Annotated in this window: 5 protein-coding genes; 1 reads left to right on the top strand and 4 read right to left on the bottom strand. The window is 56.9% G+C overall.

Translation table 11 applies throughout. The features are described from left to right. Nucleotides 1-442: 442 nt before the first annotated feature. The 4 genes from ACWGQ2_RS18295 to ACWGQ2_RS18280 all read right to left on the bottom strand — a co-directional run bounded on the left by ACWGQ2_RS18295 (nt 443) and on the right by ACWGQ2_RS18280 (nt 4,503). The gene (locus ACWGQ2_RS18295; protein WP_452019642.1) at nt 443-2,467 is read right to left on the bottom strand and encodes an ATP-binding protein; all 2,025 of its coding nucleotides are present in this window, start codon (nt 2,465-2,467) and stop codon (nt 443-445) included. 226 nt (nt 2,468-2,693) lie between these two features. Further along, a complete protein-coding gene (locus ACWGQ2_RS18290; RefSeq protein ID WP_452019641.1) occupies nt 2,694-3,404 on the bottom strand; it encodes an RES domain-containing protein in 711 nt (236 codons plus the stop codon). Next, nucleotides 3,401-3,787, bottom strand: coding sequence for a hypothetical protein (locus ACWGQ2_RS18285; protein WP_146362265.1), 387 nt, complete (start codon nt 3,785-3,787; stop codon nt 3,401-3,403). The genes ACWGQ2_RS18290 and ACWGQ2_RS18285 overlap by 4 nt, the downstream gene beginning before the upstream one ends. Nucleotides 3,788-3,930: 143 nt before the next feature. Continuing rightward, entirely contained in the window at nt 3,931-4,503 is a 573-nt protein-coding gene (locus tag ACWGQ2_RS18280; RefSeq protein ID WP_452019640.1) for a recombinase family protein, read from the bottom strand. A gap of 1,205 nt (nt 4,504-5,708) precedes the next feature. On the opposite strand from ACWGQ2_RS18280, the gene ACWGQ2_RS18275 reads away from it, so the two are divergent. After that, complete coding sequence (locus tag ACWGQ2_RS18275; protein WP_452019639.1) at nt 5,709-5,915, top strand: hypothetical protein; 207 nt, start codon at nt 5,709-5,711, stop codon at nt 5,913-5,915. Nucleotides 5,916-6,659 lie beyond the last annotated feature (744 nt).

Raw genomic sequence — 6,659 nt, 5'->3', positions numbered from 1 at the left:
CAACTACAGATCCGTTATCCTCTTGAGAAGTGCCGTCCGGACGGCGGCATGACACTCATCCGGGAATCTAATTCCCCACGAACCGTGAAGAGCCGCATTATGGCAGCAACGGGTGACAGAGCTTTTGAAATTCATGGAAGAAAACGAGAGGTACCCCAGCTACAAGAAAGCCTTAGATCCGTTAGAGAGAGCTCTAGCTGTTTGGTTGCGGCACCAACGAGAGTGCTTCCGCCGTGGAGAGCTGGCTCTGTCTAGAGAACGGCAGCTAGTCGCAGCAATACCAGAGTGGGCAGGAAACTCCTATCCGCGGAGGTAGGAGGTAGGAGAGGATGATCTGCCTTATTGATGCGTCGAGAGGCGCCCGACTCCGAAGGAGTCGGGCGCCTCTCGACAGCAGACCATAAGGCGATGCCCTCGAAACCCTAGTCCTGTCTCGCAGGAGCTACGCGCTTTTCAAACCTTGTTCAGATTCGTCAATTTGCTCTCCCGAGGCTTTGCCCTCCACCTTAGAGGACACATCCTTCAGTAGGACCTCCGGCAAGTACTCCTCGTGTTTCCTGCGTAGGTACTCGATTCCTGCATCGTGTTCGGGTACGAAATTAAGGGCATTTCGGAGAAACTTGTGTCGATGATTCGCACTGTTAAGAACCTCAGCCCACGTCTTAACCCAAATTGTGAACTTTGCGTTCTTCGTGACGACACCAAAAGGGAGATTTGTCTGCTCACGTTGTAAGTCCACCCCCTCATTAGTGCTGTTACCAACGAGCCAAAAATGCCAATTTATGTTCGGCTGAGCGAACCTTTCATCGCTGACCATCGCAGTTGCGTACGAGCGGATTTGATCTACGTCATCCGACTTGAGCTTATGGGACGGGCGCTTGAGTTCCACGATCAACATCTCGTGCATATCTTGGTCGGTTTCCAAGCTTCGAGCCAGCACTAGATCAGGAATCCCATCCCGTCCATCCTCACGTTTGATCGGAGCCCCGGCAGCCAGCTCGACATCCTCCCCCAGATATTTCAGGTGCTTTCTTGCGACGTCCACAAGCCGCTCATCGTCCCCGGTCTTGGCCCACTCCTCGCCGAAGATCCAGGTCTCTCCTGCGAGAATTCGGTGGAGCTGTGTACGTTCGAGCGTTGTCTTCCGAGATTCCTTATCGAAGAGGAGGCTGTCGAGCCCCTTGAGGAAGTCAAGGCGATCCGTAATCTGCTTCGAAGAAGAGATCATGCTCGCCAAGGGGGTCCTCTCCAACAGCGACTGAAGCTCGTGCACCCTATCGTCCGGAAGATTTAACACTTCCTCTAGAACCCTGTGCAGTGAACCTGGGCTTGCCTCCAGGGCTTCTTTTATCAGACGAAGACTGAGCTTCTTTGCTTTAACTGATTTGGTGTCGTTGACGACCCGGGCGGCAGTGAGGGCAACGATATTGAAGGCTTGCCTTTCGGCTTTCTCCACCTCCGTAGCGGGATCACCCTTATATGGGTAAACCTCATCATTCTGCCAATCAGAAACTATGCGTCGTTCCTGCTCACGGGCTCGTTGCGCTAGGTGCTTCTTCAATCCAACCTTGGCGGCGGATATTATAGTCGCCGCGTCTGAGTCGCCAGCCTCATCGATTAAAGCGTCCTGTAAGTTGTCTCGGAAGCCGTCCCACTTGATGTATGCGGTGAATTCGGCGCCCGGCGCGTGAAAACGCGCAGGAATATCCGCTATTACAGAGCCGTCAGCGTCGCATAGGAAAATTTGACGGGGAACATTTTTTAGGTTCCATTCGATGCATGTGACGCTTACTGCGCCGGCGAGCTTTTCAGGAAGCTTTAAGTCAATATCTGAGCAATCAATTTGTGCATCTTCCGGGGTGAGCTTCGTGTCTTTCCAGAACAAGTTGATCGAAGGGTAAGTCTGAAGGTGCATGGCGAAGGTGACGAGAAGCTTGTTTCTCATCTCCTCATCCTTAAGAAGGTCACGCTCGGCCTCCATTGTTAGGTTGAAGATTTCGACCTTCGTCCCGGTTTCGTCCGTACTTGCCACGGAGTCATCAATATCGAAGTGACGCAAGTCAGTGGAACGCCCCGTGATGACCGTTTTTTCCCGCTGCCCCTGGACGTCGTCTGCGACCGAAGACCATATGACCTGCTCTCCTAAGCCGAACGCCGCATACCGGCCACGACCCTTTTCTCCGTGAACGGAACGCTTGTGCTTCTCAGTCCTTGCTCCGGGGCGCCTTTTCCATGACTCGCCTACGTGCTTGAAGGCACTGATTGCTCCCTGCGCCGACATTCCAAGTCCGTCGTCCTCGACTACCACTTCGGAGAACCCCCCGATATCAGTCTCAACGAGACGCACTCGGACAGTGTCGGCGTCAGCATCGAGGGCGTTCCAAATCAGTTCTGTTAGCCCCTTCGCCGGTTTACCCACGAAGTTCTCGAGAAGATGCTCCCCGGCAACGACCTCAAATTTTCCCATTTTTGTATTCTGCCACCTATCCAACGGAGAGCGGTTGGTCAATCCTTAGTGTCTCTAAACCCATGGGTTGAAAGCCATCTGTAGGAGACAGTCGTGTAGCCACGGAATTCCGGGTTACGGTGTGTCTTGCCACCATGTGTCGCAGGTATCACGGACCGATGCTGGCATGGCCTTCGGTTGAGGGACATGTTCGGTTGGACTGCCCGACGACGACCTGACCCGCTAGCTAACGAGTGGTGAGGCCCAGCAGGGAGAGGGCTGCGCGGAGCTCGGGTGTCTCGGAACTGAGGTTCACAACTTCGATGTCGGTGACGTGGGCGCTGATCTGTCCGTCGGTGTCACGCTCGAAGATGGCCCAGAGCAGAAGGTCATCACCGTGCCTTGAGCGGAACTGGATTCCGTCGCAATAATCCGAGCCATCGGTATTCTTTCGGGTCCATAGGTACTGGGAAACCTCCTGGGTGAGCAGTCGGTTCTCAGCATTCTTCAGGGCTGCCGCGTCGAAGTCCTTGAGGTTGTATGCCAGTGCCTTGCCTTTAAAGAGTGGGTGAAGGCCTGCGACCGTTTCCGCGGAAGTGATGTCAACGAAGCGGCCGGCGAGGTGAGCCGAGCCTGCAATACGGTTTACCAGCCACTGGTCAATGTCCAGTTCGCCGGGGCGGACGCTGGGGAACTGCTCTGCGTCGGACTCGTCTTCTTCAATGGCGTCGATTTCTGCCACGAGGTAGGGATCGGGCCGGTGTGGGGCCAAGAGCTCCACCAGACAAGCCAAGAGGCTCTCTGCGGCGTAGACCGTGCGGTACAGGCCATGATCGAGCGGATCCCACCTGCCGTTGAAGCGTCCGTCCGGTCCAGCCCACCGCCAATCGGACCATTCCCATGGCTGGGGAAGGAACCCAACCCGCCAGGCCCGCTGATCAAGATCGGCGAACTTCATCCGAGGCGGGCGAAGGCGCGGGCTGCGGCCAGAACCTCAGGGCCGCTTTGGTCCGGGCTAGTTTCTCGGATTAGTCGCGCGGGGGACCGGTCCTCCAGCTGAGGGTTCATGCCCTGAAACCAGGTCTGAGCAATCCGATGACCGTTGGACTCCATGATGATGCCTGCCACGTGATAAGCCAGACGCAGGCGTGCTTCGGTCTCGGCGGGCATTCTGCGGGAGCCGTCAGCCCATTGCCGGACCGCCCGGGTTTCTCCGACTCCTGCTAGATAGGCGACTAGCTTGGCGCCTAGCATGTCGCGGAGTTCAGCCACCAGGGGAGCGACCTCGAGGTTGATGGACTCACGGTAGGCGCGGATGCCGGGAGAAGCTGTCTGGCTCATAGCCTGATCATGTCTCAAACCGAGGGCCACCGCAAGCTATATACCGGGTTGATCCCACCCTATTTCACAGCTCGTTTCCCGACTCCGCTAACCAACAGTCGCTGCCGCCTGGCCGGATGAGCCCAGGGGAGGGTTCGCGTGCATCAAGATGTACGTTGCACGACCCGGTACACCGTGCTTCTGGCGACTTTGAAGAGTTCTGCGATCTCGGTGGTGGTGTGCTGTCCTCCCTTATATAGGGAGACCAGGTGGGCTTCTTGGGACTTGGAGAGTTTGGGTTGTTTGCCGCGCAGGCGGCCTTTGGCCTTGGCGACCTGCATGCCTTCGCGGGTGCGGGCGCGGATGAGGTCGGATTCGAACTCGGCGACCATGGCCAGGACGTTGAAGAGGAGCCGGCCGACGGGATCGGCCGGGTCGTGAATGGATCCGCCGATGCTGAGCTTCACGTTCTTCTTGGTGAGTTCTTCGATGATGTCGCGGGCGTCCGGCAGGGACCGTGCCAGTCGGTCGAGTTTGGTGATGACGAGTGTGTCTCCGTCGCGGACGGCGGCCAGCGCCTGGCGAAGACCGGGCCGGTCGCGGTTGGTCCCCGTCAGGCCATGGTCTGTGTAGATCCGATCTGCCGGGACACCGAGGACTGCGAGCTGGTTCCGCTGGGCTGTCAGGTCCTGATCGTTCGTCGAGACGCGGGCGTAACCGACGATGTGAGCACTCATAGGTTCAACTGTAGCGTTTGAGGTACCTTCACCGGGCATTAATGCGGGCGGGGTATACGCGAATCTAGGATCCCAGTATCTAAGCGGTTTCTTTTCGGCCCCTCGGACTGGGTGAAGGTGTCGCGTTGGGGGACCGGCTTACGGGACGGGGTGCGCGCCGCGGCGCTCACGGTTCAGCTTCTCGAATCTCTGCGTGCTCGGTGAATGAGGGCGGATCGACGGTCGGTGTAGGGGACTAAGCTCCACTCAGCCGAGTTCTGCGCTGATGTCGATCGCGAGTAGCAGGGTGGCGACAAAGAAGGGAGCGGTGCCGAGCGTGAACCCGATCCAGCATCGCCTGTGCCGAGGTTGGCCTTTCATTCGCTGGATCAGTGCTGATCCAGCGACGAGAAGTGTTACCGGTATGTACAAGAAATGCGCCCAATTCCCGACGTGGAGTCTCTGTGCAAGCGAAGGTGGGGACGACGAATCATGCAGGCTTGAGGAACCTATGGTGAGCACGGTCAGGAGCCATATGCTGATCATGCTAACCAGCATCAAGACGACGAGGGACCATGCCGGGACGGCGGGACGCCTGTTTGGGAAGTGGGAGGTGGCCAGCATTCCGAGTAGTCCGAAACCTGCCATCGCAACGGCACCCCATAAAGCTGCGTCACCCAGTGCCGCAGCAAGTCCTTGGGGGCGGGTCTGGACGGCGTCTGTGGACAGGTAGGCAAAATGATGCAGGAGGAGCACGTAAGCGGGAGGTAGGGCCAAACCAATTAGCGTTCGCGTCCAACTGGATGACCACCAGGGCGTGCTGCTACGGGGAAGAACGGTTGTGGTTGGTTGCACCGTCGGAACCTAACTCTTCTTCTGGGACTCCGCATTATCGTCGCGATAGGCTCTGTGTCAGCCTATACGAACCTTTTGGATCCGAACAACGTCCCTCCAAAGGCCCCTCGAATCCGGGTACCGATAAGCATTCGTAAGAATTCACCCTTGATGGAGAAATCCATGTCGTCCAATCCGTCAGGCTACGGCCGAGTCCGCTCGTTCATTACCTTTCTGTTGGATGCGGCAAGCGTCGAGGTCAGGGATCCTTGGGTCCTTGCGGTGATTGTATCCTCCAGATCGGCCCGCAGGGAATCCGTCCGGCGCAGGCGGACTGCCGCGGACTTATGCAGCCACCTGGCTGATACCAACGAATCCGTTCGGGATCAGGAGTGAATGCCATCGTCTTCACGCTCGATGCGCAGAGAGAGAAGCCCGTCATTCCTAGCCATTGCATCCAGGACATGGCGGTGGGCAGTATGGTAATCGCCGGCTTCCTCGACGATGGTGTGGTAGCCGTCCTGATGATCGCTCCGGGAGTTGATCAGTGCAATCAGTTTTACGCCATCAAGCGTAGTCGCGCAGCGGAGGGAGCGTAGCCAAAGCCTCTGTGAATTGGAATTGTTCCAGTTCACAGAGGCCCTGTTCCGCTTCAACTGAACGTCCAGCCTGGCTGAGACACTGACGGTCCGAGAATCAAACCGTCTTGTGCTGTTCTTTGGAGAACTGCCGGTACCGGTGCAGTTTTTTCACCCCGTCCAGTACTGCCTACTTACTGGATGGCAATGGTCGGGACACCAGCAACCCATTGGCCGTCATGGTAGGTCTGGCCCTGAACGTTGAGTCCTTTACGGAAGTAGTTATTGACGTCGTGATTGTTGTAATACGGTGCTGGCGTGCATCCGGAAGTGTATCCAAACGTTGCTGAGTACCATGCACCAGTGGTCAAACGGCCTTCGAATTTGGATTTGAATCCACAGTAGTTGTAGATTCCATAGCCGTCATGATGGGATACCCGGACCCAATTTACTTGGTATCCCGTACCATCGACTCCGAGGCAAGTTTGACCCCCAGCCCCATGTGACCAGTGACAGGCTGATCCACTCGCAGCTGCCCCTGAGGCAGACACCGTGACAAAACCTATTGTAAGTAGGGCAGCCACCGCAATGGCTTTTACTCTTGTAAGCAAACGTGACATAAGTAAGATTCCCCTCTAATCCCCCCGCAACCCTATGTCACGGATTAAAGGGGCTCTTCGCGGCTCGTGGGGAATTGAGTTCGTGTCGTTGAAGACAGGAGGGCCCGTGGCCCTGCTGGGATGAGTGTGTCTAAGCATTCAACCT

The organism is Arthrobacter sp. NPDC055585, from assembly GCF_053619115.1.
Note: the sequence above shows the minus strand (reverse complement) of the source record. Positions and strands in the feature narration are given on the sequence as shown.